Origin of the sequence: Halorubrum aidingense JCM 13560 (genome assembly GCF_000336995.1) — an archaeon.
GTDB lineage: Archaea > Halobacteriota > Halobacteria > Halobacteriales > Haloferacaceae > Halorubrum > Halorubrum aidingense.
Genome location: NZ_AOJI01000032.1, coordinates 72,506 through 96,734, shown reverse-complemented (window position 1 = coordinate 96,734; position 24,229 = coordinate 72,506). Strand labels below are relative to the sequence as shown.

Genomic DNA, 24,229 nt, shown 5'->3' with positions numbered 1-24,229 from the left:
CCGGAAGAGAACACCACAGCGGAATATACTAGTTATAAATGATATTAATAACATAACAATAAAAAGATATTCTGCGTGTGACTATAACGATAAATGATATATCCTTTGGTGCCAATGTGCATGGAGAGATCCCTCCAATAGAGCCATGTCACCCCAACTCATCGGCCAGGAAAAAACGGTCCCGGGCGAGGACGACGGCCCTTCACGCGACGAGGTGTTCACCGCGCTGAGCAATCGTCGGCGGCGAAACGTGATCACGTACCTGAAAGAGCACGGCGACGGCGCGCGCGTCAGAGACATCGCCGAGCAGTTGGCGGCGTGGGAAAACGACCTCGAAATCAACGAGGTGACCTACAAACAGCGCAAGCGCGTGTACACCGCCCTTCACCAGTCGCACCTACCCAAACTGGCCGAGAGCGGGTTCATCGAGTACGAACCGAACCGGGGGATCGTCTCGCTGACCGAGGAGAGCCGCGAGCTACAGGTGTACCTAGAGGTCGTCTCCGAAAACGAGATCCTCTGGAGCGAGTACTACGTCGGACTCGCGGTCGTCTGCGGGCTGCTCGTCGGCGCCGCGTGGATCGGCACGGTTCCGTTCGCGGGGATCTCCGGGTACACGTATGCGATCTTGTTCACGCTACTGTTCGGCGTCTCAGGAGTCGTTCACCGGACCGTGACCCGCCGGAACAAGGTCGGGTGACGTGAGACGCCGCGTCGTACCGATCCGTAGGGTTTTACGCGCCGACGGCGGGAGTACGGACGTATGCCAACGGGGATCGTCGGGGAGTTCCTCGATCTCAAAGCGGAGACCGACGCTGACGTCCTCGCGATGCAGTGCGGCGACTTCTACGAGTTCTTCGCGGACGACGCCGAACTGGTCGCCGACGAGCTGGATTTAACCGTCTCACAGAAGTCCTCGCACGGCTCGTCGTATCCGATGGCGGGCGTCCCGCTCACGGAGCTGACGCCGTACGTCAAGGCGCTCGTCGAGCGCGGCTACCGAGTCGCCGTCGCGGACCAGTACGAGACCGCCGACGGCCACGCCCGCGAGATCACCCGCGTCGTCACGCCCGGAACCCTCCTCGAAACGGCCGACGACGACGCGCGGTACCTCGCGGCGATCGTCCGCGACGGGGGGCGCGCGGGAGGGACAACGGGAGCCGCCGGCGAGGCGGCGGGATCCGACGACGCCGGCGGCCCGTACGGTCTCGCGCTCGCCGACGTGACCACCGGTCGGTTCCTCGTCACCGAAGTCGACGACACGAGCGACCTGCGGGCGGAGCTGTACCGGTTCGACCCCGCCGAGGTGCTGCCGGGACCGCGCGTCCGCAACGACGACGCCCTGCTCGGTGCGGTCCGCGAGGACCTGTCGGGGTCGCTCTCCGTCTTCGACGCGGAGGCGTTCGCGCCCGGCCGCGCGAGCCACGCGGTCCGCGAGCAGTTCGGCCGCGAGACCGCGGACAGCGTCGGCATCGATTCCGATCTGGCGCTCCGCGCCGCCGGCGCCGTCCTCGGCTACGTCGAGGAGACGGGCGCGGGCGTGCTGGCGTCGATGACGCGGCTGACCGCCTACGGCGACGGCGACCACGTCGAACTCGACGCGACGACTCAGCGCAACCTCGAACTGACCGCGACGATGCGGGGCGACCGCGACGGCTCGCTGTTCGAGACGCTCGATCACACCGTCAGCGCCGCCGGCGGGCGACTCCTCCGGGAGTGGCTCACGCGACCGCGACGCGACCGAGGAACGCTCGACCAACGACTGGACGCGGTCGAGGCGCTGGCGTCGGCGGCCCTCGCGCGCGATCGGCTCCGAGAGACGCTGGGAGACGCCTACGACCTCGAACGGCTCGCCGCGCGGACGACGAGCGGGAGCGCGGGCGCACGCGAACTCCTCTCGGTGCGCGACACCCTCGCGCTGGTGCCGGCGATGGTCGACGCCGTCGAGGGAACCGCGCTCGCGGACTCGCCGGTCGCCGCGGTGCTCCGCGACCTCGACCGCGATCGCGCCCGGGAGCTTCACACCGAACTCGCGGACGCGCTCGCCGACGATCCGCCGAAGACCAAAACGCAGGGGGGACTGCTCCGGACGGGGTACGACGACGAGCTCGACGAGCTGATCGCGAGCCACGAGGAGGCGGTCGAGTGGCTCGACACGCTCGCGGAGCGCGAGAAGCGCCAGTACGGGCTCAACCACGTCACCGTCGACCGCAACAAGACGGACGGCTACTACATCCAGGTCGGCAAGTCGGTGGCGGACCAGGTGCCCGAGCACTACCGCGAGATCAAGACGCTGAAGAACTCGAAGCGGTTCGTCACCGAGGAGTTGGAGGAGCGCGAACGCGAGGTGCTCCGGTTGGAGGAGGCCCGCGGCGAACTGGAGTACGAGCTGTTCGAGGAGCTGCGCGAGCGCGTCGCCGACGACGCCGAGCTGCTCCAAGACGTCGGGCGGGTCGTCGCCGAACTCGACGCGCTCGCCTCGCTCGCGACTCACGCCGCCGGCAACGACTGGACGCGTCCCGAACTGACCGAGGAGCGCCGGCTCGACGTCGACGCCGGGCGACATCCCGTCGTCGAGCGGACGACGGACTTCGTGCCGAACGACCTCCGGCTCGACGACGAGCGCGGGTTCCTCATCGTCACCGGGCCGAACATGAGCGGGAAGTCGACGTACATGCGGCAGGCGGCGCTGATCCAACTGCTCGCGCAGGCCGGCTCGTTCGTCCCCGCGCGGGCGGCGACCGTCGGGATCGTCGACGGGATCTACACTCGCGTCGGCGCCCTCGACGAGCTGGCACAGGGGCGCTCGACGTTCATGGTCGAGATGCAGGAGCTGTCGAACATCCTCCACTCGGCGACGGCGGACTCGCTCGTCATCCTCGACGAGGTCGGCCGCGGTACCGCCACCTACGACGGCATCTCCATCGCGTGGGCCGCGACCGAGTACCTCCACAACGAGGTGCGCGCGCGGACCCTCTTTGCCACCCACTACCACGAGCTGACGACGCTCGCGGACCACCTCCCGCGCGTCGCGAACGTCCACGTCGCCGTCGACGAGCGCGACGGGGACGTGACGTTCCTCCGGACCGTCCGTGACGGCCCGACGAACCGGTCGTACGGGGTCCACGTCGCCGACCTCGCCGGGGTCCCGGCCCCCGTGGTCGGCCGCGCCGACGAGGTGCTCGACCGGCTCCGCGAGGAGAAGGCGATCGAGGCGAAGGGCGGGTCGCGGGGCGGCGGGGACGACGGGGACGGCGGTACAGGAGACGGTTCCGGCGGCGCCGGGACGAAACAGGTGGTCTTCGACCTCTCGTCCGGCTCGTTCGCGGGCGGTAACGGCGGGGCCGGATCCGAACCGGGACGGGCGGCTAGGTCCTCCGAAAACGGCTCGGAACCGGCGGGTTCAGCGGCTGAGGGGACCGAAGCCTCGGAGAGTAACGACAGCGACGAACGGACTGCCGTCCCCGACGACGATCGTCTCGACCCGGAGACGGCGGCCGTGATCGAAGAGCTGCGCGGCGTCGACCTCGCCGAGACCGCCCCGGTGGAGTTGATCTCGCGGGTCAACGAGTGGCAAGATCGGATCGGCGGCGACAGCGTCTGACGCAAGAACTAATGTCCGACCTCCTCGTGTGGTGTGTATGGGCATCATGAGCAAGATCCTCGGCGGCGGCGGGAACCGGTCCGTCGACGATTACGTCGAGCTCGACCTCGACGATTTCGCCGAGGCGCACGCCGAAACGGGCATGCAGGTACACATCGCGGAGATCGGCGACCAGGGTGACATCATCCCGATCAAAGACGCCGTCTACGACGGCGACTTCGTCATCGCGGACATCACCCGCCACTCGACGTCGGACCGAACGATCGAACACATCATCGACGAACTCCGGCAGGTCGCCCAGGAAGTCGACGGCGACATCGTCCAGAAGGGCGACGACCAGATCGTCGTCACCCCAACCGGCGTCAGCATCTCGCGGAAGAAGCTGTAAGTCGGCGCGCCGCTCGTTCCCCGCGTTCTCTCCCCTCCTCGCGCGCGTTCCACCGCGATCAGCCGATACGCGGTCGAACCGTGGCATATATGCCCGCTTCCCGCCCACCTTCGACTGAATGGACGAGCCGGTCCTGCTAACGGGCGCCGGTGGACGGGTGGGGCAGGCCATCCTCCACGGCATCGGCGACGACTACGAGTGGCGACTCCTCGACAGGGAGCCGCTCCCGGCGGCGAAGGTTCCCGACCGGGTCACCGACGCCGACAGATACGTCGCCGACATCACCGACGCGCGAGCGGTTCGAGAGGCGATGGCGGGCGTCGGCGCCGTCATCCACCTCGCGGGCGACCCCCGGAAGACGGCGCCGTGGGATTCCGTGCTCCGGAACAACATCGACGGGACGCAGGTCGTGATGCGCGCGGCCGCGGACGCCGGCGTCGAAAAGTTCGCGTTCGCCTCGTCGAACCACGCCGTCGGCGGCTACGAGACCGAAGACCGGACGCCGGACCTGTACCGCACCGACGACGACTACCGGCTCGACGGGACGGAGCTCCCGCGACCGGGGAACCTCTACGGCGTTTCGAAGGCGACCGGCGAGGCGCTCGGGCGGTTCTACCACGACCAACACGGGATGAGCGTCGTCTGCGTCCGCATCGGGAACCTCACCAAAGACCACCCGCCGCGCGAGTACGAGCGCGGGCAGGCGATGTGGCTGTCGCACCGCGACTGCGCGCACCTGTTCGACCGGTGTCTGCAGGCCGACTACGGCTACGAGATCGTCTACGGTATCTCGAACAACGACCGTCGGTACTACTCCATCAAACGCGCCCGGGAGGCGTTGGGATACGACCCCGCCGACAACTCCGCGAACTACACGTTCGAGGGCGAGCCGAAGGCAGGCGCCGAGACGAACGAGCCCGAGACCGGAGAGTCCGAGACCGCCGACGCGGTCGACGACGCGCCCGCGGAGCCGAACTTCCCGTCCGATCCCGACACGCCGACCGACGGCGCCTGAGAGATACTTAAAAAAGGTCGTCGACGTCGCGGCGCTTTCTGTCGGCCAGTTCCACGTGATCGGCGAGCCGCGCGGCCACCTGCGGCCGCGTCTCCGGCTCGCGGCAGAACGCGAACAACAGCTCCGTGAACGTCGTCCGGCCGGTGCCACGCTCTTCGCGCGCGAGCGCCGCCGCCCGATCGAACGTCTCCGCAGAGCCCACCTCGACCGCGTCGGCGAGCGCGGGGGCCGCGAGCAGCACCGCGTCGAGATCGAGGTCAGCGAACTCGGGCGCCGCACCGTCGATCCGAAGCGGCGGCGGCCCCGTGCGCTCGATCGTCTCGGGATCGGCCGCGAGTCGCCGACACCACCGGATCACGGGGTCAACGTCGACACCGCGGTGGCCCGGAGCGACCGCGGCTACGTATTCGACCGCGTTCTCCGCGCAGCCGATCGCCCCCGACCAGTTCCCTGATCGGGCGTGATGAGTCGCGGCGGCGGCCGCGATCAGGCCGTGAAGCAGCCGCTCGTCGTCGGCCTCGTGCCCGTCACCGCCACCGTCGAGCGGGAGCCACGCGGCCTCCCACGGATCGTGCGCGGCGAGGACGTGTCCCTCGTTGAAGAGGGCGGCGCCGGCGAGGAGCGCGGCGTCGACGCTCGGCGGATCCTCGTTCATGACCGGCCCTCGGCGACCGCCGTATAAATGGCCGCCGCTGTCGACGCGCACGGCTCGCGGCGCTCACCGGGTAGTTGTCGGAACATGAGTTGTCGGAACATGTCCTGACGGAGTCCCACGCGAGCGCAGCGAGCGTGGGGCACGTCAGGACGTGAACGCAGCGGCTCTCGAACGAAGTGAGAGAGCCGCAAAGTGAGCGTCCTGACGGAGATTTGAACTCCGGTCCCTGGCTCCGCAAGCCAAGAGGATAGTCCACTACCCTACCAGGACTCAACTAAACGTACCCCGGTGGAACATAAGACGGTTACGGTCCACGGGTCGCGTGGCGGACGGTGGCACGCACCTCACCGAGAGGAGGCAGAGCGCCGAGCGGGCCGGCCGGCTCGGATTGCACACCTTTTGTATCGATGGGGCCAATGGACGNGGCACGCACCTCACCGAGAGGAGGCAGAGCGCCGAGCGGGCCGGCCGGCTCGGATTGCACACCTTTTGTATCGATGGGGCCAATGGACGGGTATGACGAGGCTTCGATCCGCGACGGCGACGCCGCGGGACCGACGTGACGCGATCCCGGCTTCGGGCGCGACACCCGGACAAGGACAACGCTTATGCGCGGACTCGATAACCGGAGGGGTACGCGTATGGGAGTGATAGAGGACGTCTACGGGGACCTCGACACCGACGTCGAGTTCGAGGAGTTCGAGGCGGCCGTCGAGGACAAAGTCGAGCAGATGGGCGGGCTCGCCGACGAGGAGACCGCGGCGATGCTCATCGCCCACGAGCTCCGCGACGAAGAGGCCGACACCATCGCCGACATCGAGCCCGGGATGAGCGACGTGAAGTTCCTCGGCAAGGTGACCGCTATCGGCGAGGTCCGCACGTTCGAACGCGACGGCGAGGACGCCGAGGGGCGCGTCTGTAACGTCGACGTCGCGGACGCGTCCGGCTCCGTGCGGGTCGCGCTCTGGGACGAGATGGCGACGGCGGCCGAAGAACAGCTGGAGGTCGGACAGGTGCTCCGCGTCATGGGCCGACCGAAAGAGGGGTACAGCGGGCTGGAGGTGAGCGCCAACAAGGTCGAACCGGACGAAGACGCCGAAGTAGACGTGCAGGTGCTGGACACGTACCGGGTCGAGGACCTCTCGCTCGGCGCGTCCGACATCGACCTCGTCGGGCAGGTGCTCGACACGGACTCGGTGCGGACGTTCGACCGCGACGACGGCAGCGAGGGACGGGTCGCGAACCTCACCGTCGGCGACGAGACGGGTCGCGTGCGCGTCACGCTGTGGGACGACAAGGCCGACCTCGCCGACGAGTTCGCGGCCGGCGAGGTCGTGGAGGTCGGCGACGGATACGTCCGCGAGCGGAACGGCGACCTCGAACTCCACGTGGGCGACCGCGGCACCGTCGAACGCGTCGACGAAGACGTCGAGTACGTCCCGGAGACGACCGACATCGCCGAGTTGGAGATCGGTCAGACCGTCGATATCGGCGGCGGCATCATCGAGACGGATCCGAAGCGCACGTTCGACCGCGACGACGGGAGCGAGGGGCAGGTCCGGAACGTCCGGATCAAAGACCAAACGGGCGAGATCCGCGTCGCGCTGTGGGGCGACAAGGCCGACACGGAACTCGACTTAGCCGATCACGTCGTCTTCACCGATGTGGAGATCCAAGACGGGTGGCAAGACGACCTCGAGGCGTCCGCGAACTGGCGCTCGACGGTCTCCGTCCTCGACGAGGGGTCTGAAGCGGCGGGCGGCGCGACGCGGGCCGAAGGCAGTGAGGTCGGCGGAGGCGAAGCCGGAGAAGGTACCGCAGACGCCGGTCTCGGGGCGTTCGCCGACGACGGGAGCAAAGCGGCCGCCGAGGCCGTGGCGGCGGAGGGCGGCGGGAACGGCGGATCCGCGACCGCGACCGCAGAACCGGCCGGCGGCGATACCGTCGAGTTCACCGGAACGGTCGTTCAGACCGGCGACCCGGTCGTGTTGGACGACGGGACGCAGACGAAGAGCGTCGAGACGGACGCGAATCTCCGGCTGGGCGAGGAGGTGACCGTCCGCGGTTCCGAGCGGGACGGGACCGTCCACGCGGACGACGTCTTCTGACTCGACGGCGAGCGCCTGCGGTCTGGACGAGAGCCAGCGACACGAAGCAACCGAGATATCGGGCATTCAGTAGCCACGACGCCGCCGTTCGAGCGCGGAGAGGGCGGTAACGGAAAGCGTTATACGGTACACGGACGCGACTGTGTGTATGAGTGTCGAGTTGCCGTTCGCGCCGGTCGACGGGATCATCCGGCGGAACGCCGGGGAACTCCGCGTCAGTGCGGACGCCGCCGAGGAGTTGGCCCGTCGGATCCAGGCACACGGCGCGGAGCTGGCGATCGACGCCGCGGAACGAGCGACAGACGACGGACGGAAAACGTTGATGGCGTCCGATTTCGGCGTCGAACAGGTTATCAACCGAGAGGAGCTCGCGCTCCCCGTCGCCCCGATCGACCGGATCGCACGGCTCCGAATCGATGACCGGTACCGAGTCGGCGTCGACGCGCGAATCGCGTTGGCCGACATCTTAGAAGATTACGCGAACAACGTCGCGAGCGCGGCCGCGACGCTCGCACGCCACGCCGACCGACGAACCGTACAGGCCGAGGACATCGAGACGTACTTCGCACTGTTCGAGTAGATGCGGTTTGGTTACAGCGAGCGGTGTCTCGCACACGACACGGGCGAACGGCACCCAGAGAATCCGGACCGGCTTCGGGCGATCCGTCGAGGGCTCGCCAAGCGGCACGGCGTCGAGTACACTGACGCCGATCCGGCGGCCCGAGAGGAGGTGGCCGCCGTTCACGACGAGGCGTACGTCGACGAACTGGAGACGTTCGTCGACGACGGCGGCGGAAGCTGGGACCCCGACACCGTCGCCAGCGAAGGGACGTGGGACGCCGCGCTCACCGCGGCCGGACTCGCCCAGTGGGCCGCTCGGTCGGCGCTCGACGGGGCGAACGGGCGACACACGCCGTTCGCGATCGGGCGTCCGCCGGGGCACCACGCGGTCGCCGACGACGCCATGGGGTTCTGCTTTTTCAATAACGCCGCGGTCGCGGCCCAGACCGTCTTGGACGACGGAGACGCAGACCGGGTCGCGATCTTCGACTGGGACGTCCACCACGGAAACGGAACCCAAGATATCTTTTACGACCGTGGGGACGTCCTCTACGCGTCGATCCACGAGAAGGGCCTCTACCCGGACACCGGCGATCTCGACGAGACCGGCCGCGGAGCGGGCGAGGGAACGACGGTGAACCTCCCGCTCGCGGCGGGAGCCGGCGACGCCGACTATCTACAGGCAATCGACGAGGCCGTCGGCCCGGCGATCGATCGGTTCGATCCGGACCTCGTGATCGTCTCCGCCGGGTTCGACGCGCACAGACACGACCCCATCTCGCGGATGCGCGTCTCGTCGGAGGGATACGCGCTGATGACCGACCGAATTCGGACGGTCGCCGACGACGTCGGCGCCGCGACCGCGTACGTCCTCGAAGGCGGGTACGGGCTCGACACGCTTGCCGAGGGCGTCTCGATGGTCCACGAGACGTACGACGGACGGACGCCCGTCGAGGTCGACGAGGATCCGAACGAGAAAACGAAGACGCTGGTCGACGAGCTGCGGTCGCTGTTGGAGCTGTAGCGTCGACAGGCGGTTCGTTGAGGGAGACGGGCGCTTTTTAAAGATGAACGCTATCGGCTCGCTACGCTCGTCGGATTGTTCGTCGAAAACGCCCGGAGCGGGATTTGAACCGGGGTCAGACGTGCTCGCTTCCGCGGTCGCTGCGCGCGACTGACAGGGTTCAAATCCGCGAACGTTTTTGATGAGCTTCTCGCTACGCTCGTCGGATTGTTCGTCGAAAACGCCCGGAGCGGGATTTGAACCCGCGTCACGACCGTGACAGGGTCGTATGATGGGCCACTACACCATCCGGGCAAACAGCGACAGCGCCCCGAACTGTGGGGACGCCCGGAGCGGGATTTGAACCCGCGTCACGACCGTGACAGGGTCGTATGATGGGCCACTACACCATCCGGGCTTGTCGCAACTTTTCGTACCCCTGTCTGGCAAATAAGGCTTGTCATCGCCGGCGACGATGTGTGAGCGTGACAGGGACCGGTCACCGAGGAGGAGGTCGTCGAGATCGTCTGACCCGGCGGTACCCTTTTGTGTACGACCCGCATGAGTTGGAGTATCGCACGCCCCCGTCGTCGTGAGCCGTGCGCGGCGGACGCGGTTGGCAAGTCTTATGCCGTTGGCGCATATAGCGATCTGTAGTATCTCGTGATAGCTTCTCTCAATAACCACCACCCATGGTAGACGTAAGCCAACACGAACTCGTCCCGGACCACGTCCTGCTCGACGATCCCGAGGAGGTCGACGCGGTTCTGGCAGAGTACGACGTGAAACGGACGAACCTGCCGAAGATCAAACGTACGGATCCCGCGCTCCCCGACGAGGCCGAGGTCGGCGACGTGGTGAAGATCGTTCGAAACTCCCGCACGACCGACGAGGCGATCGTGTACCGATTAGTCATCTCATGAACAGGCAAGACCGACGCGTGGTCTCACGCGAGTATTTCTCGGACGAACGGCTCGCCGAACACCACTTCCGCTCGTTCAACAACTTCCTGGACCGCGGCATGCAGGAGGTCGTCGACGAGAAGGAGACGATCGAGACCGACATCGGCGACAAGGAGGGCCAAGAGCCCGTCTACGTCGAACTCGGCGACGTGCGCATGGTCACCCCGCGCGTCCGAGAGGCCGACGGCTCCGAGGAGCTTCTGTATCCGCAGGAGGCCCGCCTTCGGAACATCACGTACTCGGCGCCCGTGTTCATGGAGATGTCCATCGTGCGCGGCGGCGAGGACGAGCCCGAACAGGTCGTCGACACGACCGAGACGAAGGTCGGCCGGATGCCGATCATGGTCGGCTCGAACAAGTGTAACATGGCGGGCTTCTCCGACGAGGAGCTCATCGACATCGGCGAGGACCCCGTCGACCCCGGCGGCTACTTCATCGTCAACGGCTCCGAGCGCGTGCTGATGACCTCGGAGGACCTCGCGCCGAACAAGATCCTCGCCGAGTACGACTCGAAGTACGGCGACGAGATTCAGGTCGCGAAAACGTTCTCCCAGCGGCGCGGGTACCGCGCGCTGGTGCTGTGCGAGCGCAACCGCGAGGGACTGCTCGAAGTGTCGTTCCCGTCCGTCTCGGGATCGATCGACTTCGTGACCCTCGTCCGCGCGCTCGGACTGGAGTCGGACGAGGAGATCGTTCACCGGGTCTCCGACGACCCGGAGATCGTGAAGTTCATGCTGGAGAACCTAGAGGAGGCGTCGGTGCAGACGACCGAGGAGGCCATCGAGACCCTCGGCGAGCGCGTCGCCTCCGGACAGGGCAAAAACTACCAGCTCAAGCGGGCCAACTACGTCATCGACCGCTACCTCCTCCCGCACCTCCACGAGGAGGGCGTCGACGAGGAGGACGTCCGGATCAACAAGGCGTACTACCTCTGCCGGATGGCCGAGGCGTGTTTCGAACTCGCCTTGAACCGCCGCGAGGCCGACGACAAGGACCACTACGCGAACAAGCGCCTGAAGGTCTCCGGCGACCTCATGCGCGACCTGTTCCGCACCGCGTTGAACAAGCTGGCACGCGACGTGAAGTACCAGCTTGAGCGCGCGAACATGCGGAATCGACAGCTCACGGTCAACACGGTCGTCCGCTCGGACGTGCTGACCGAGCGGCTCGAACACCCGATCGCGACGGGCAACTGGGTCGGCGGCCGCTCGGGCGTCTCCCAGCTCGTCGACCGGACGGACTACATGGGCGTCCTCTCGCACCTCCGCCGCCTGCGCTCGCCGCTGTCGCGCTCGCAGCCGCACTTCGAGGCGCGGGACCTCCACGCGACCCAGTGGGGTCGCATCTGTCCCTCCGAGACGCCGGAGGGACCGAACTGCGGACTCGTGAAGAACTTCGCGCAGGCGATGGAGCTCTCACAGACGGTCGACGACGAACAGGGGCTGAAACGAGAACTGGCGTCGATGGGTGTCGAGGGGATCCCCGGCATCGAGGGCGTCGAACGACAGACGGCGGACGACTAATATGGCTCAGGCAGAACGCGAAGCGAAAGTGTACGTCAACGGGAGCCTCGTCGGGACCCACCCGGACCCCGAGGCACTCGCCGAACAGATTCGCGAGGCGCGCCGACGCGGCGACGTCTCGGAGATGGTGAACGTCTCGGTCAAAGACCGGACCCGCGAAGTGATCGTCAACGCGGACGCGGGACGCGCCCGCCGACCCCTCATCGTCGTGGAGAACGGCGAACCGCTCCTCGGCGACGAGGAAGTCGAGGCGGTCGAGCGCGGCGATATCGAGTTCGAAGACCTCGTCGACCGCGGCTACGTCGAGTTCATCGACGCCGAGGAGGAGGAAGACATCCTCGTCGCCGTCGACGAAGAGGACGTGAGCGAGGACCACACGCACCTCGAGATCGACCCGCAGCTCGTGTTCGGTATCGGCGCGGGGATGATCCCGTACCCCGAGCACAACGCCAGCCCCCGGATTACGATGGGCGCGGGGATGATGAAACAGTCGCTCGGGCTCCCCTCCGCGAACTACCGGATCCGGCCGGACACGCGCCAGCACCTGCTGCACTACCCGCAGCTGGCGATGGTGAAGACGCAGACGTCCGACCAGATCAGCTTCGACGAGCGGCCGGCGGCGCAGAACTTCGTCGTCGCCGTGATGTCCTACGAGGGGTTCAACATCGAGGACGCGCTGGTGATGAATCAGGGCTCCGTCGACCGCGCGCTGATGCGCTCGCACTTCTTCCGGACCTACGAAGGCGAGGAGCGCCGCTACCCCGGTGGCCAAGAGGACCGCTTCGAGATCCCCGATCAGGACGTTCGCGGCGCACGCGGCGAGGACGCGTACACCCACCTCGACGAGGACGGCCTCGTCAACCCGGAGACGAAGGTGGACGAGTCCTCGGTGCTGCTCGGCAAGACCAGCCCGCCGCGGTTCTTAGAGGAACCCGACGACATGGGCGGACTCTCTCCGCAGAAGCGGCGTGAGACCTCCGTCACGATGCGCTCGGGCGAGAACGGCGTCGTCGACACGGTGACGCTGATGGAGGGCGAGGACGGCTCGAAGCTGTCGAAGGTGAAGGTACGCGACCAGCGCGTCCCCGAACTGGGCGACAAGTTCGCGTCCCGACACGGTCAGAAGGGCGTCGTGGGCCACCTGGCGCCACAGGAGGACATGCCCTTCACCGAGGAGGGAGTCGTCCCCGACCTCGTGATGAACCCGCACGCGCTGCCGTCGCGGATGACGGTGGGGCACGTACTGGAGATGCTCGGTGGAAAGGTCGGCTCGCTGCGCGGGTCGCGCGTCGACGGGACGCCGTTCCAAGGCGAAGACGAAGAGGATCTCCGCGGCGGCCTGGAGGACCACGGCTTCAAGTCCTCCGGCAAGGAAGTCATGTACTCCGGCGTCACCGGCGAGAAGGTCGACGCGGAGATCTTCGTCGGGACGATCTTCTACCACAAGCTGTACCACATGGTGTCGAACAAGCTCCACGCCCGCTCGCGCGGGCCGGTCCAGGTGCTCACGCGCCAGCCGACCGAGGGGCGCGCCCGCGAGGGCGGACTCCGTGTGGGGGAGATGGAGCGCGACACGATCATCGGTCACGGCGCCTCGATGGTGCTCAACGAGCGGTTGCTCGAGTCCTCTGACGCCGAGACGGTTCACGTCTCCGCGGAGACGGGTCTCGTCGCGGTCGAAGACCGCGAACAGCGCCGGGTGTACGACCCGGTCACGGGCGACGAAGACGACATCCACGAGCTCGAGGTGAGCTACGCGTTCAAGCTGCTCCTCGACGAGATGATCGCGCTCGGCATCCGACCGAAGCTCGAACTGGAGGACGCAATTTAAATGTCAATGCAAACACCGAAAGTGCTCGGCGGCATCGACTTCGGCCTCATGGACCCGGAGACGTACCGGGACATGTCGGCGACGAAGGTGATCACGGCCGACACGTACGACGACGACGGCTATCCGATCGACATGGGGCTGATGGACCCGCGACTCGGCGTCATCGACCCCGGCCTGGAGTGTCGAACCTGCGGCTCCCACTCCGGCTCCTGTAACGGCCACTTCGGCCACATCGAACTCGCCGCCCCCGTCATCCACGTGGGCTTCACGAAGCTCATCCGGCGGCTGCTCCGCTCGACGTGCCGAGAGTGCGGACGGCTCGCCTTAGACGAGGCGCAGCGCGACGAGTTCCGCGAGCGCTACGAGCGCGCCGAGGAGCTCGGCGACGACCAGCACGACGTGCTGAAGGCCGCGGTTCGGCAGGCCCGGAAGGCGTCGACGTGCCCGTTCTGCGGCGAGCCGCAGGCGGACATCAAACACGAGAAACCGACCACGTACTACGAGGTCCAGGACGTGCTCTCGGGCGAGTACTCCGAGCGCATCGCCGCCGCGATGCAGCCCGACGAGGAGGAGGACGACCCGGGAACCTCCCCGCAGGAGCTCGCCGAGAAGACGGACATCGCGCTCGACCGGATCAACGAGATCATGGCCGGCGAGTTCCGTCCGCGCAAGGAGGACCGCCGCGCCATCGAGAAGGCGCTCGACCTCGACCTCACCGAAGAGGACATGAACAAGCTGATGCCCTCGGACATCCGCGACTGGTTCGAGGACATCCCGGACGAGGACTTGGAAGTCCTCGGCATCGACTCGCAGGACTCGCGTCCCGAGTGGATGATTCTGACGGTGCTACCGGTCCCGCCGGTCACCACCCGACCCTCGATCACGCTCGACAACGGTCAGCGCTCCGAGGACGACCTCACCCACAAGCTGGTCGACATCATCCGCATCAACCAGCGGTTCATGGAGAACCGAGAGGCGGGCGCCCCGCAGCTGATCATCGAGGACCTCTGGGAGCTGTTGCAGTACCACGTCACGACGTTCGTCGACAACGAGATCAGCGGGACGCCGCCGGCACGCCACCGCTCCGGTCGCCCGCTCAAGACCCTCAGCCAGCGCCTGAAGGGCAAAGAGGGTCGCTTCCGCGGATCGCTCTCGGGGAAGCGGGTGAACTTCTCCGCCCGGACCGTCATCTCGCCGGACCCGACGCTCTCGCTCAACGAGGTCGGCGTCCCCGACCGGGTCGCGACGGAGATGACGCAGACGCTCAACGTCACCGAACGCAACGTCGAAGAGGCACGCCAGTACGTCCGAAACGGCCCGGAGGCGCACCCGGGCGCCAACTACGTTCGCCGCCCCGACGGACGACGCCTGAAGGTGACCGAGAAGAACTGCGAGGAACTCGCCGAGAAGGTCGAGGCCGACTGGGAAGTGAACCGGCACCTCGTCGACGGCGACATCGTGATCTTCAACCGGCAGCCCTCGCTGCACCGGATGTCCATCATGGCCCACGAGGTCGTGGTGATGCCGTACAAGACGTTCCGGCTCAACACCGTTGTCTGTCCCCCGTACAACGCCGACTTCGACGGCGACGAGATGAACATGCACGCGCTGCAGAACGAGGAGGCCCGCGCCGAGGCGCGCGTCCTCATGCGCGTTCAAGAGCAGATCCTCTCGCCGCGGTTCGGCGGGAACATCATCGGTGCGATCCAGGACCACATCTCCGGGACGTACCTGCTCACCCACTCGAACCCCCAGTTCACCGAGACACAGGCGCTCGACCTGCTGCGGGCGACCCGCGTCGACGAACTGCCCGAGGCGGACGGCGTCGACGACGACGGCCGCGAGTACTGGACCGGCCAGACGCTGTTCTCGGAGCTGCTGCCCGACGACCTCTCGCTGCACTTCTCGTCGTCGACCGGCGACGACGTCGTCATCGAGAACGGTCAGCTCGTCGAGGGGACGATCGACGAGGACGCCGTCGGGGCGTTCGGCGGCGAGGTCGTCGACACCCTCACCAAGGAGTACGGCGAGACACGCTCGCGTATATTCATCAACGAGATCGCGTCGCTCGCGATGCGCGCGATCATGCACTTCGGGTTCTCGATCGGGATCGACGACGAGTCGATCCCGCCGGAGGCCGAAGAGCAGGTCGACGACGCCATCGAGAGCGCCTACGAGCGCGTCCAAGAGCTGATCGCGACGTACGAGGCCGGCGAGCTGGAGTCGCTGCCGGGCCGCGGCGTCGACGAGACGCTGGAGATGAAGATCATGCAGACGCTCGGGAAGGCCCGCGACTCGGCCGGTGAGATCGCCGACCAGCACTTCGGCGACGACAACCCCGCGGTCGTGATGGCCCGCTCCGGCGCGCGTGGGTCGATGCTGAACCTCACGCAGATGGCCGGCTCCGTCGGCCAGCAGGCGGTTCGGGGCGAGCGGATCAACCGCGGCTACGAGGACCGGACGCTCTCGCACTACCGCGCGAACGACCTGTCCGCGGAGGCGCACGGCTTCGTCGAGAACTCCTACCGCGGGGGGCTCACCCCCGAGGAGTTCTTCTTCCACGCGATGGGCGGCCGCGAGGGGCTCGTCGACACGGCGGTCCGGACCTCGAAGTCCGGGTACCTCCAGCGCCGGCTCATCAACGCGCTCTCGGAGCTGGAAGCGCAGTACGACGGCTCGGTCCGAGACACCTCGGGTCGGATCGTCCAGTTCGAGTTCGGCGAGGACGGCACTTCGCCCGTGAAGGTCTCGTCCGGCGAGGGCGACGGCATCGACGTCGACGGCATCGTCGACCGCGTGGTCGACGCCGAGTTCAGCTCCGACGACGAGAAAGAGCGGTTCCTCGGCGAGCGCACGCCGGCGACGAACCTCTCGGAGCACACCGGGCCGGGTGGCACCAAGGCCACCGAGACGGGGGTGGAATCCGATGACTGAGTACGAGCACGTCACCGACGACATGGAGGCCGTCGTCGAGGCGACGGAACTGCCGCCGCGCCTCAAAACGGAAGTGTACGAGGCGCTCGACCGAAAGGCCGCAGAGAGCGACGTCACCATCGAGCAGGCCACCGACATCGCAACGGGTGTCGAGAACCGCTACATCGAGACGCGCGTCGATCCGCTCGACCCCGTCGGCACCGTCTCGGCGCAGTCGATCGGCGAGCCGGGAACGCAGATGACGATGAACACGTTCCACTACGCCGGCGTCGCCGAGATCGACGTCACTCAGGGGCTCCCTCGGCTCATCGAGCTGGTGGACGCCCGGAAGACGCCGGACACGCCGATGATGACGGTCCACCTGGACGGCGAGTACGCGACGGACCGCGAGAAGGCCCACGAGGTCGTCTGGTCCATCGAGGCGACGCGCATCCTGGCGCTCGGTGACGTCTCGACGAACGTGGCCGACATGCTCGTGCGGATCGACCTGAACGACGACACCCTCCTCGAACGGTGGCCGACCCACTCCGATCCGTCCGAAGTGGCCGCGATCATCGCCGAAACCATCGAGGACTCCCTCGGCGTCAACACTCGGCAGTCCGGAACCGTCGTCGAGTTCGGGCCGAGCGAGCCGAGCTACCGCGAGCTGCTCCAGCTCGTCGAGCGGCTCCGGGAGATCGTCTTCAAGGGGATCGAAGAGATCGAGCGCGTCGTCATCCGGAAAGAGGAGATCGACGGCGACGAGGAGTTCGTCCTCTACACCGAGGGGTCGGCGTTCGGCGACACCCTCGACATCGAGGGCGTCGACGCCTCGCGGACGACGTGTAACAACATCCACGAGATCTACCGCAACCTCGGCGTCGAGGCGGCCCGCGAGACGATCATCGACGAGACGAAGAACACGCTCGAAGAGCAGGGGCTCGACGACGTGAACGTCCGTCACCTCATGCTGGTGGCCGACATCATGACGAACAACGGCGAGATCGACTCGATCGGCCGACACGGGATCTCGGGGTCGAAAGACTCGGTGCTCGCGCGCGCGGCGTTCGAGGTGACGGTGAACCACCTGCTCGACGCGGCGATCCACGGCGAGTACGACGAGCTCGACGGCGTCATCGAGAACGTCATTGCCGGGAAGCCGATCTCGCTCGGCACCGGCGACGTCGACCTTCGGATGGGGTCACGCGTCGTGAGCGACGACTAATGTACGTCGAGCTCTCCGACGAGGCGCGGCGCTACATCGGTCGCTTCGACGAGCTGACCGGGGTGGCGCCCAAAGACTGCCTCGTGGAGGGCGACCGGCTCGTGTTCCTCGTGCCGGCCGGCGAGATGGCCGCGGCGATCGGACAGGCCGGCGAGACCGTCGAGGAAGCGGAGCGGCGGCTCGGCAAGTCCGTCGAACTAGTCGAGGACGCGGATACGCCCGAAGCGTTCGTCGCGAGCGCGCTCGCGCCCGCGGCGGTCAACGCCGTGACGATCTCGGAGCAGAACGATCGCGTCGCGTACGTCGAGGTCCCCGAACCGGACCGCGGCGTCGCCATCGGGGCGGACGGGGTCAACATCGAGGCGGCCCGGACGCTGGCGAAGCGACACCACGACATCGACGACATCCAGCTGACCTGAGGCCGGAACCCACGCCCTTTTGCCGACGCGTCCGTTTCTCGCGGCATGGATCGGAGACACTTCCTCGCCGGAGTCGGGACCGGAATGGCGGTCGGGATCGCCGGTTGTGCCGGCGGTGGGAACGGTGGCGACGCGGACGGGGAGGATAGCCGACCGTTCGACGGTGCCGACTGGCGCGACGGCGACGGGCTCGACGTCGAGACGCTGACCGAACGACACACGGGCGCGCTCGTCGACGCCGGCGGCGCGACGCTGTTTTCGACCGCCGAGACCGATCACGACGGCGACGAGGAGCCGACGCCGTGGCTCCCGTCACAGGAGTACGAGTCCCGCTACGATCTGGAAACCGAGCGGCAGTACGTTCGACAGGAGATCGCCGACGGCGGGGAGACGGAGCGGTCGGAGCTGTACGTCGCCGACGGCGAGGCCCTGTTCCGACAGCAGATCGGCGACCGAACGCAGTACGACCGCCAACCGGTCGACCGGTCGAGCGGCGATCTCGTCGAACTGATGCGAGCGGAAGTCGCGACGGGGATCCGGGTCGAAAGCGAGACCGCGGCCGGCGAGACGGAGTACGAGGGGCTGGACCTGTGGAACCCGACGAGCGACGGCGAAAGCGAGGTGCGCGGCGAGCGGACCGCGCGGTTCACCGCGGACGCGTTCGACGGCGATCGGAGCGTTCCGGAGACGGTCGAAACCGCGGCGGCCACGGTGTACGTCGCCGAGTCGGGTGTCGTCCCGCGGCTCGAACAGACGTGGGAGGGCGAACACGACGGGCAGGACGCCAGCGTCGAGGTCAACATCGACTACCGCGAGCTCGGCGCGGAGGTCGCGGAGCCGGACTGGATCGAGGACGCCCGAGACGCGACGAGCGGTTGATCGGACGGTCGAGGCCCGATCCCGATCGAAACAACGAGGGACGCTCGCGTCCGCTTACCGGCTCAGCGGGGACGAGCGAGCGTCCTTTCGTTTCGGTGCCGCAGAGAAACACCCTCAGAACGGACGAGAGGTACCGTTCGAGCGATCTGAGGGCGTTTCTCCGCACAGAAAGACGACGCTTAAGTAGCTTCGTTTGGAAGTGGATGTACGATGGCGAACGGCAAATACGCGGCCCGTAAGCTCAAACAGGACCGGCAGAAGCGCCGCTGGTCCGACTCCGAGTACGCTCGGCGAGAGCGCGGGCTCAAAAAGAAGTCCGACCCCCTCGAAGGCGCCCCGCAGGCCCGTGGGATCGTCTTGGAGAAGGTCGGGATCGAGGCAAAGCAGCCGAATTCGGCGATTCGAAAGTGTGTCCGCGTGCAGCTCATCAAGAACGGGAAGCAGGTCACCGCGTTCTGTCCCGGTGACGGCGCCATCTCGTTCATCGACGAGCACGACGAGGTCACGATCGCCGGGATCGGCGGCGCCAAGGGTCGCGCGATGGGCGACCTCTCCGGTGTCAACTACAAAGTCGAGAAGGTCAACGGCGTCTCGATGATCGAACTGGTTCGCGGCAACGCGGAGAAGCCCGTCAGATGAGCGGGGAAGAAGCCGAGGCGGAGTCCGACGTGGACGTCGCCGCCGACGAGCCCGAGCCTGACGCGCCCGCTTCCAGCGAGGCCGCCAACGAGAACGCGCAGCTGTTCGACGTCTGGGACGTCACCGAGATCGCCTACGACGACCCGTCGACGAAGCGCTACATGACGGTGACGCCGATCGCGCACACGATGGGCCGTCACGCGTCCAAGCAGTTCAAGAAGTCCGAGATCTCGCTGGTCGAGCGGCTGATCAACCGCCTGATGCAGACCGAGGAGAACACGGGGAAGAAACAGCAGGCGACCCGGATCGTCCGCGACGCCTTCGACATCATCCACGAGCGGACCGAGGAGAACCCGGTCCAGATCCTCGTCACGGCCGTCGAGAACGCCGCGCCCCGCGAGGAGACCGTCCGCCTGAAGTACGGCGGGATCTCCGTCCCGAAGGCGGTCGACGTCGCGCCCCAGCGCCGCGTCGACCAGGCGCTGCTGTTCATCTCCGACGGCGTCGCCAGCGCGACGTACAAGTCGACCACGTCCGCTGCCGACGCGCTCGCCAACGAGCTTATCGCCGCCGCCGATTACGACGCCGGCGCCTACTCCATCTCGCAGAAGGAAGAGCGCGAACGCGTCGCCGCCGCGGCCCGCTAACGCCGGATCGCGTTTTCGGACCGACGAGACGCGTTTTGCGGTTTTTTTCGCCCGCGACTCGACAGGCAGAGCGACGGCGCCGCTCGGTGTCGAGGGCGGGTCGGTTCGGGACAGGTGGCCGAGCGATGGTGAGAGTGGTGCCGCAGACCGCCGACTGTGACACGACATTTAAATAACCGAGAGCGACGACGACAATTTATAAACAGATGTGCGGTTGGCGCGCTCCGGTGAGCGCCGCAACGCGGCGCGAATCCGAGCGCGAGGGAGTCGGTCGCCCGGAGCGAAGCGGAGGGCGGCCGACGAGGCTGGGGAGGCGTGAGGCTGCGGTGCTGTGCGGTGCGGTTAGGGTTTTGACAGCGCTCTCTCCGCGTCAGCGACGACTTATAAACAGCCGACAGAAACATCACACTCACTTATAAAGGAGTACTCCACCGGATCGATTCACTCACTCCCGCAGTCAATCAATCCGCCAGCGATCGATGGCTCCACACAGCCACCGCTGAAGCACGGGAGACGCGAGAAGAGGAGAAGCGGAGAAGAAGAGAAGAGAGAGATCCGAGAGAGCCGCTATCGCGGAACAGCGAGCTCAGTCGTCGGCGGGCGCCGCGCCGGAGTCGCCGCCGGTGTGCTGCTGTTTGACCCACGAGAGCTTGCCGCCGGCCGCGAGAATCTCGCGTTCGCGCTCGGAGGCGTCGAGTTCGGCCGTGAACTCCCAGTCGTCGTTGACGCTAACCGTGAACTCGTCCTGACCGGAGCGGACGCCGGCGGGCACGTCGTCGACGATGTGGATGTCGTCGCCCTGGTCGATCTGCTCGTACGTCTCCGCGTCGATGGCGAGCGGGACGATACCGAAGTTGAACAGGTTCGCCTTGTGGATGCGGGCGAAGCTCTGCGCGAAGACCGCCTCGATGCCGAGGTACATCGGACAGAGGGCGGCGTGTTCGCGCGAGGAGCCCTGACCGTAGTTCTCGCCGGCCACGAGGACGCCGCCGTCGGCGTCGAGCGAGCGCTGCGCGAACGTGTCGTCGACGCGCGAGAGCGTGAACTCGGAGAGCTTCTCGATGTTCGAGCGGAACTTCAGGATGTCCGCCGTCGCCGGAATGATGTGGTCGGTGGTGATGTTGTCCTCCATCTTGAGGAGCGCCTCACCGCCGATTTCGGCGTCGATACCGTTTTTGATCGGCACGTCGCCGATGTTCGGGCCCTTGACGAGTCCGTCGTCGATCGCCTCGTCGGGCGAGATGATGTCGGAGTCGGACTGACCCATGCCGGGGCCGTACTTCGTCCCCATCTCGAGGCCGGGCGCCTCGAGGTCGCCGAGGTCGTCGGCGAGGTCGCGGGGGTCGACGATTTTGCCGGTGATGGCCGCCGCGGTGGCGACCTCGGGCGAGCAGAGGAAGACGGAGTCGTCTTCGATGCCGGAGCGACCCTCGAAGTTGCGGTTGAAGGTGCGCAGCGAGACGGAGTCGGAGGCGGGCACGTGACCGATGCCGATACAGGCACCGCACGTCGCCTCGGAGAAGTTGACGCCGGCCGCCATCATCTCCGCGGTCCAGCCCTCGCGGGCCAGCATCTCGGAGGCCTGCTTGGAGCCGGGCGCGACGATCATCTCGGTCTGCTTGGCGACTTCGCGGCCCTCCAGCATCTTCGCGCTGGGGAGGATGTCCTCGTAGGCGCCGTTCGTACAGGAGCCGACGATGACCTGCTCGACGTCGGTGCCCGCGTACTCGCTGACGGGGGCGACGTTGTCGGGCATCGACGGGGCTGCCACGAGCGGCTCGAGCTCGGTGAGGTCGACCTCGATGGTCTCCGCGTATTCGGCGTCGTCGTCGGGCTGGAGGTCGACGTACTCCTCCTCGCGGTCCTGACGCGCGAGCCAGTCTTTCGTCTTCTCGTCGGTCGCGAAGATCGAAGAGGTGGCGCCGAGCTCGGTGCCGAGGTTCGTGATCGTCGTCCGCTCGGGGATCGTGAGGTTCTCGGCTCCGGGGCCGGTGTACTCGAAGATCTTGCCGACGCCGCCCTTGACCGTCAGCTCGCCAAGCAGGTGCAGCGCGATGTCCTTAGCGGTCGCCCACTCGGGCAGCTCGCCTTCGAGGTGAACGTTGACGACTTCCGGCATCTCGACGTAGTAGGGGCCGCCGCCCATGGCGACCGCGATGTCGAGCCCGCCCGCACCGATCGCGAGCTGACCGAGTCCGCCGGGGGTCGGCGTGTGCGAGTCGGACCCGAGCAGCGTCTTGCCGGGCGCGGCGAAGTTCTCCTTGTGAACCTGGTGACAGATACCGTTGCCGGGGCGGGAGAAGTACGCGCCGTACGTGCCGGCCGCCGAGCGGAGGAAGCGGTGGTCGTCGGTGTTTTTGAAGTCGAACTGGTACGTCTGGTGGTCGCAGTACTGCGCGGCGAGCTCCGTCTGGACCTCGTCCAGATCGAGCGCCTCGAACTGGAGCCACACCATCGTCCCGGTCGTGTCCTGCGTCAGCACCTGGTCGATCTCGATGCCGATCTCCTCGCCGGGCGTCAGCTCGCCCTCGACGAGATGGTCATCGAGGATCTTCTCGGTAATCGTTTGTCCCATATCATCCGAAGGTGGCTCTCCCGTGGATATAAAACCCGCGAGTTTCCCGAAAGATCGACCGTGTTAGATAGGTTGTAGCGGTAAGTATTGCTCATATACAGATGTGCCACCATAGCCCATGGTATAGATGATCGTAACTAGTGTTTAAGGCCAATAAAGGCCGTTATCGGCCGATATCCGCCGTTTCGAGCGAACGCCCGATCGGCGCCGCGAACGAGGCGGCGCGGACGCGACGCCGATCCGCTGGCGCGACACCGATCCGCTGGTGTGGCGGAGCGTGATCGATTCGTGCACCGTTGCCGGCGGCGCGCCGCGGGCGGGACGATATCGTTTTGTTTCGTCCGCGGGTTCGAGCGGACATGTTCGACTCAGGGGAAGCCGTCGCGGCGGCGCTCGAAGCGGGCGGCGCCGACCTCGACGACGATCAGCGGCAGCCGAACGGCGTGGACCTCACGCTCGGAGCGGTCTTCGAACAGACGGAGCCGGGAGTCATCGGCCGCGACGGGAAGCGCGTCGGCGACCGGCGAGAAGTCGCGACCGAAGAGGGGGCGTACCGGCTCGAACCCGGGACGTACGTGGTGCGATACGGCGAGCCGGTCCGGATCCCGGAATCGCGGATCGGGTTCGTGCTCCCGCGCTCGACGCTGCTGCGGAACTCGTGTACGCTCGACACCGCGGTGTGGGACGCGGGATACGAAGGGGTCGGCGAGGGGCACCTCGACGTGGGCCACGCCATCGCGATCGAGCCGGGCGCGCGGATCGCCCAGATGGTGTTCGCCGACGCCGACCACGAGGGGACCTACGAAGGGACGTATCAGGGCGAGGGGCTCTGAAGACGAGCGGCGCCCGTCACTCGGGGCTCCAGTCGCCCCCGACGCGGTCGAGTCCCATCATGTCCTCGCCCGCGTGCTCGGTGAACACGACCTTCGCGTTCGGCTCCGGAACGCCGAGTTCGGCGACGGCGTACTCCATCACCGCGACGGCGAACGCCCGCTTGTACTCGAACGGGCGCCCCTCGCGGATCTCGGCGTCGAGGAACAACAGCGGTCCGTCGACCTCCCGTCCGATCGCCATCGACGACCGGTCGTGCTCGGCGATCGTCACCGCGACGTGGCCGGCCGTCGTCGACATCTCCTCCGTGTACCGGTCGGTGACGAAGGCGACGAGCGACTCGCGCTCGCTCGGCGAGAGCGACAGCGTCGTCGAGAACTGCAACAGGGGCATACCCGACCGGTCGAGCGAGCGGGACTTGGGACTGTCGGCGGTGGCGGTGCGGGGCGCT

The 24,229-nt window shown here is 67.0% G+C and carries 20 protein-coding genes and 3 tRNA genes; 17 read left to right on the top strand and 6 right to left on the bottom strand.

Features of this window, described 5'->3' with window-relative positions:
• The first annotated feature begins 145 nt into the window (after nt 1-145).
• The 4 genes from C461_RS13525 (at nt 146) to azf (ending at nt 5,007) form a co-directional block, all read left to right on the top strand.
• Nucleotides 146-700, top strand: coding sequence for a DUF7344 domain-containing protein (locus C461_RS13525; protein ID WP_008002138.1), 555 nt, complete (start codon nt 146-148; stop codon nt 698-700).
• Between the two features lie 63 nt (nt 701-763).
• Nucleotides 764-3,604 carry a DNA mismatch repair protein MutS gene (gene mutS, locus C461_RS13520; RefSeq protein ID WP_008002136.1) on the top strand — a complete coding sequence of 947 codons (2,841 nt, stop codon included), beginning with the start codon at nt 764-766 and terminating at the stop codon, nt 3,602-3,604.
• A gap of 37 nt (nt 3,605-3,641) precedes the next feature.
• Complete coding sequence (locus C461_RS13515) at nt 3,642-3,992, top strand: cell division protein SepF (RefSeq protein WP_008002134.1); 351 nt, start codon at nt 3,642-3,644, stop codon at nt 3,990-3,992.
• 118 nt (nt 3,993-4,110) lie between these two features.
• Nucleotides 4,111-5,007, top strand: coding sequence for an NAD-dependent glucose-6-phosphate dehydrogenase Azf (gene azf, locus C461_RS13510; RefSeq protein ID WP_008002132.1), 897 nt, complete (start codon nt 4,111-4,113; stop codon nt 5,005-5,007).
• Nucleotides 5,008-5,014: 7 nt separating this feature from the next.
• On the opposite strand, the gene C461_RS13505 is transcribed toward azf, so the two are convergent.
• Together C461_RS13505 and C461_RS13500 are read right to left on the bottom strand one after the other, a co-directional pair.
• Nucleotides 5,015-5,662: a DUF309 domain-containing protein gene (locus C461_RS13505; RefSeq protein ID WP_008002131.1), complete on the bottom strand. Its 648-nt coding sequence runs from the start codon at nt 5,660-5,662 to the stop codon at nt 5,015-5,017.
• 197 nt (nt 5,663-5,859) lie between these two features.
• Nucleotides 5,860-5,932: transfer RNA gene (locus C461_RS13500), tRNA-Arg, on the bottom strand.
• Between the two features lie 371 nt (nt 5,933-6,303).
• Here C461_RS13500 and C461_RS13495 point away from each other — a divergent pair.
• From C461_RS13495 to C461_RS13485, 3 genes are all read left to right on the top strand, one after another.
• Nucleotides 6,304-7,770: a single-stranded DNA binding protein gene (locus tag C461_RS13495; RefSeq protein WP_008002129.1), complete on the top strand. Its 1,467-nt coding sequence runs from the start codon at nt 6,304-6,306 to the stop codon at nt 7,768-7,770.
• A gap of 148 nt (nt 7,771-7,918) precedes the next feature.
• Complete coding sequence (locus C461_RS13490; protein WP_008002127.1) at nt 7,919-8,350, top strand: histone; 432 nt, start codon at nt 7,919-7,921, stop codon at nt 8,348-8,350.
• Nucleotides 8,351-9,355, top strand: coding sequence for a histone deacetylase family protein (locus tag C461_RS13485; protein WP_008002125.1), 1,005 nt, complete (start codon nt 8,351-8,353; stop codon nt 9,353-9,355). It begins immediately after the preceding gene.
• A gap of 221 nt (nt 9,356-9,576) precedes the next feature.
• On the opposite strand, the gene C461_RS13480 is transcribed toward C461_RS13485, so the two are convergent.
• A tRNA-Asp gene (locus C461_RS13480) sits at nt 9,577-9,649 on the bottom strand.
• A 30-nt stretch (nt 9,650-9,679) separates the two neighbouring features.
• A tRNA-Asp gene (locus C461_RS13475) sits at nt 9,680-9,752 on the bottom strand.
• Between the two features lie 274 nt (nt 9,753-10,026).
• Here C461_RS13475 and C461_RS13470 point away from each other — a divergent pair.
• From C461_RS13470 to C461_RS13430, 9 genes are all read left to right on the top strand, one after another.
• Nucleotides 10,027-10,257, top strand: coding sequence for a DNA-directed RNA polymerase subunit H (locus C461_RS13470; protein WP_008002123.1), 231 nt, complete (start codon nt 10,027-10,029; stop codon nt 10,255-10,257).
• Nucleotides 10,254-11,819, top strand: a complete 1,566-nt coding sequence (locus C461_RS13465; RefSeq protein WP_008002121.1) for a DNA-directed RNA polymerase subunit B'' — start codon at nt 10,254-10,256, stop codon at nt 11,817-11,819. Before C461_RS13470 ends, C461_RS13465 begins: the two co-directional genes overlap by 4 nt.
• A gap of 1 nt (nt 11,820) precedes the next feature.
• Entirely contained in the window at nt 11,821-13,650 is a 1,830-nt protein-coding gene (gene rpoB / locus C461_RS13460) for a DNA-directed RNA polymerase subunit B (protein WP_008002119.1), read from the top strand.
• A gap of 6 nt (nt 13,651-13,656) precedes the next feature.
• Nucleotides 13,657-16,584, top strand: coding sequence for a DNA-directed RNA polymerase subunit A' (locus tag C461_RS13455; protein ID WP_049906681.1), 2,928 nt, complete (start codon nt 13,657-13,659; stop codon nt 16,582-16,584).
• Nucleotides 16,577-17,788 carry a DNA-directed RNA polymerase subunit A'' gene (gene rpoA2, locus C461_RS13450; protein ID WP_008002117.1) on the top strand — a complete coding sequence of 404 codons (1,212 nt, stop codon included), beginning with the start codon at nt 16,577-16,579 and terminating at the stop codon, nt 17,786-17,788. Before C461_RS13455 ends, rpoA2 begins: the two co-directional genes overlap by 8 nt.
• On the top strand, nt 17,788-18,207 hold the full coding sequence (locus C461_RS13445) for a NusA-like transcription termination signal-binding factor (protein ID WP_008002116.1): 420 nt from the start codon (nt 17,788-17,790) through the stop codon (nt 18,205-18,207). The genes rpoA2 and C461_RS13445 overlap by 1 nt, the downstream gene beginning before the upstream one ends.
• A 45-nt stretch (nt 18,208-18,252) precedes the next feature.
• Nucleotides 18,253-19,086, top strand: a complete 834-nt coding sequence (locus tag C461_RS13440; RefSeq protein ID WP_008002115.1) for a DUF7537 family lipoprotein — start codon at nt 18,253-18,255, stop codon at nt 19,084-19,086.
• A 210-nt stretch (nt 19,087-19,296) separates the two neighbouring features.
• Entirely contained in the window at nt 19,297-19,725 is a 429-nt protein-coding gene (locus C461_RS13435) for a 30S ribosomal protein S12 (protein ID WP_004048726.1), read from the top strand.
• Nucleotides 19,722-20,372 (top strand): 30S ribosomal protein S7, encoded by a 651-nt coding sequence (locus tag C461_RS13430; RefSeq protein ID WP_008002114.1) that lies wholly within the window; start codon nt 19,722-19,724, stop codon nt 20,370-20,372. Before C461_RS13435 ends, C461_RS13430 begins: the two co-directional genes overlap by 4 nt.
• A gap of 586 nt (nt 20,373-20,958) precedes the next feature.
• Here C461_RS13430 and C461_RS13425 read toward each other — a convergent pair.
• Nucleotides 20,959-22,947, bottom strand: coding sequence for an aconitate hydratase (locus C461_RS13425; RefSeq protein WP_008002113.1), 1,989 nt, complete (start codon nt 22,945-22,947; stop codon nt 20,959-20,961).
• A gap of 359 nt (nt 22,948-23,306) precedes the next feature.
• On the opposite strand from C461_RS13425, the gene C461_RS13420 reads away from it, so the two are divergent.
• The gene (locus C461_RS13420; RefSeq protein WP_008002108.1) at nt 23,307-23,780 is read left to right on the top strand and encodes a deoxyuridine 5'-triphosphate nucleotidohydrolase; all 474 of its coding nucleotides are present in this window, start codon (nt 23,307-23,309) and stop codon (nt 23,778-23,780) included.
• A 16-nt stretch (nt 23,781-23,796) separates the two neighbouring features.
• On the opposite strand, the gene C461_RS13415 is transcribed toward C461_RS13420, so the two are convergent.
• Complete coding sequence (locus C461_RS13415) at nt 23,797-24,171, bottom strand: hypothetical protein (RefSeq protein WP_008002107.1); 375 nt, start codon at nt 24,169-24,171, stop codon at nt 23,797-23,799.
• Between the last annotated feature and the right edge of the window lie 58 nt (nt 24,172-24,229).

Bases quoted from the DNA above. Each gene is read 5' to 3' on its own strand.
- C461_RS13495 (WP_008002129.1), top strand. From the start codon at position 6,304: ATGGGAGTGATAGAGGACGTCTACGGGGACCTCGACACCGACGTCGAG.
- C461_RS13425 (WP_008002113.1), bottom strand. From the start codon at position 22,947: ATGGGACAAACGATTACCGAGAAGATCCTCGATGACCATCTCGTCGAG.
- C461_RS13505 (WP_008002131.1), bottom strand. From the start codon at position 5,662: ATGAACGAGGATCCGCCGAGCGTCGACGCCGCGCTCCTCGCCGGCGCC.
- C461_RS13490 (WP_008002127.1), top strand. From the start codon at position 7,919: ATGAGTGTCGAGTTGCCGTTCGCGCCGGTCGACGGGATCATCCGGCGG.
- C461_RS13525 (WP_008002138.1), top strand. From the start codon at position 146: ATGTCACCCCAACTCATCGGCCAGGAAAAAACGGTCCCGGGCGAGGAC.
- rpoA2 (WP_008002117.1), top strand. From the start codon at position 16,577: ATGACTGAGTACGAGCACGTCACCGACGACATGGAGGCCGTCGTCGAG.
- C461_RS13455 (WP_049906681.1), top strand. From the start codon at position 13,657: ATGCAAACACCGAAAGTGCTCGGCGGCATCGACTTCGGCCTCATGGAC.
- rpoB (WP_008002119.1), top strand. From the start codon at position 11,821: ATGGCTCAGGCAGAACGCGAAGCGAAAGTGTACGTCAACGGGAGCCTC.
- C461_RS13420 (WP_008002108.1), top strand. From the start codon at position 23,307: ATGTTCGACTCAGGGGAAGCCGTCGCGGCGGCGCTCGAAGCGGGCGGC.
- C461_RS13515 (WP_008002134.1), top strand. From the start codon at position 3,642: ATGGGCATCATGAGCAAGATCCTCGGCGGCGGCGGGAACCGGTCCGTC.
- C461_RS13430 (WP_008002114.1), top strand. From the start codon at position 19,722: ATGAGCGGGGAAGAAGCCGAGGCGGAGTCCGACGTGGACGTCGCCGCC.
- mutS (WP_008002136.1), top strand. From the start codon at position 764: ATGCCAACGGGGATCGTCGGGGAGTTCCTCGATCTCAAAGCGGAGACC.
- azf (WP_008002132.1), top strand. From the start codon at position 4,111: ATGGACGAGCCGGTCCTGCTAACGGGCGCCGGTGGACGGGTGGGGCAG.
- C461_RS13440 (WP_008002115.1), top strand. From the start codon at position 18,253: ATGGATCGGAGACACTTCCTCGCCGGAGTCGGGACCGGAATGGCGGTC.
- C461_RS13445 (WP_008002116.1), top strand. From the start codon at position 17,788: ATGTACGTCGAGCTCTCCGACGAGGCGCGGCGCTACATCGGTCGCTTC.
- C461_RS13435 (WP_004048726.1), top strand. From the start codon at position 19,297: ATGGCGAACGGCAAATACGCGGCCCGTAAGCTCAAACAGGACCGGCAG.
- C461_RS13485 (WP_008002125.1), top strand. From the start codon at position 8,351: ATGCGGTTTGGTTACAGCGAGCGGTGTCTCGCACACGACACGGGCGAA.
- C461_RS13470 (WP_008002123.1), top strand. From the start codon at position 10,027: ATGGTAGACGTAAGCCAACACGAACTCGTCCCGGACCACGTCCTGCTC.
- C461_RS13465 (WP_008002121.1), top strand. From the start codon at position 10,254: ATGAACAGGCAAGACCGACGCGTGGTCTCACGCGAGTATTTCTCGGAC.
- C461_RS13415 (WP_008002107.1), bottom strand. From the start codon at position 24,171: ATGCCCCTGTTGCAGTTCTCGACGACGCTGTCGCTCTCGCCGAGCGAG.